Origin of the sequence: Caballeronia sp. LZ035 (genome assembly GCF_031451175.1) — a bacterium.
Classification (GTDB): Bacteria; Pseudomonadota; Gammaproteobacteria; order Burkholderiales; family Burkholderiaceae; genus Caballeronia.
Genome location: NZ_JARUXS010000030.1, coordinates 1 through 838, shown reverse-complemented (window position 1 = coordinate 838; position 838 = coordinate 1). Strand labels below are relative to the sequence as shown.

1 protein-coding gene is annotated in these 838 nt (G+C 65.6%); it reads right to left on the bottom strand.

What is annotated here, in order from left to right:
• The coding region (locus QCE88_RS41915; protein WP_309911929.1) for an acetyl-CoA C-acyltransferase at nt 1-836 on the bottom strand (836 nt) is incomplete at its 3' end.
• Between the last annotated feature and the right edge of the window lie 2 nt (nt 837-838).

The following is an 838-nucleotide window of genomic DNA, read 5'->3' as shown; positions in this document are numbered from 1 at the left end:
TACGCCTTGATGCGCGCCAGCGGCGTCAGGCCCAGCGCTTCCGCCTTCTTCGCCGACATCACCACGACCGCCGCTGCGCCGTCGTTGATGCCCGATGCATTCGCCGCCGTCACCGTGCCTTCCTTCGAGAACGCCGGCTTCAGACCCGCCAGCGCCTCGGCCGTCACGCCGTGACGCACGAATTCGTCCGTGTTGAATTGCAGCGGCTCGCCCTTGCGTTGCGGAATCGAGACCGGCACGATTTCATCGTTGAAGCGGCCTTCCTTCTGCGCCTTCTCGGCCTTGTTCTGCGACAGCGCGGCGAACGCATCCTGCTGCTCGCGCGTGATGCCGAATTCCTTCGCGACGTTCTCGGCCGTCGTGCCCATGTGGTAGTTGTTATAGACGTCCCACAGGCCGTCGACGATCATCGTGTCGATCAGCTTCGCGTCGCCCATGCGGAAGCCGTCGCGCGAGCCCGGCAGCACGTGCGGCGCCGCGCTCATGTTCTCCTGGCCGCCCGCAATCACGATGTCCGCGTCACCCGCGATGATCGCGTTGGCGGCCAGCATCACCGCCTTCAGGCCCGAGCCGCACACCTTGTTGATCGTCATGCCGGGCACCATGTCCGGCAACCCTGCCTTGATGAGCGACTGGCGCGCCGGGTTCTGTCCCGAACCCGCCGCCAGCACCTGGCCGAGAATGACTTCGCTCACCTGATCCGGCTTGACGCCTGCGCGTTCGAGCACGGCCTTGATGACCGTTGCGCCCAGTTCCGGCGCCGCGATCTTCGCGAGCGAGCCGCCGAATTTGCCTACCGCCGTACGCGCGGCCGATACGATCACTACGTCAGTCATTT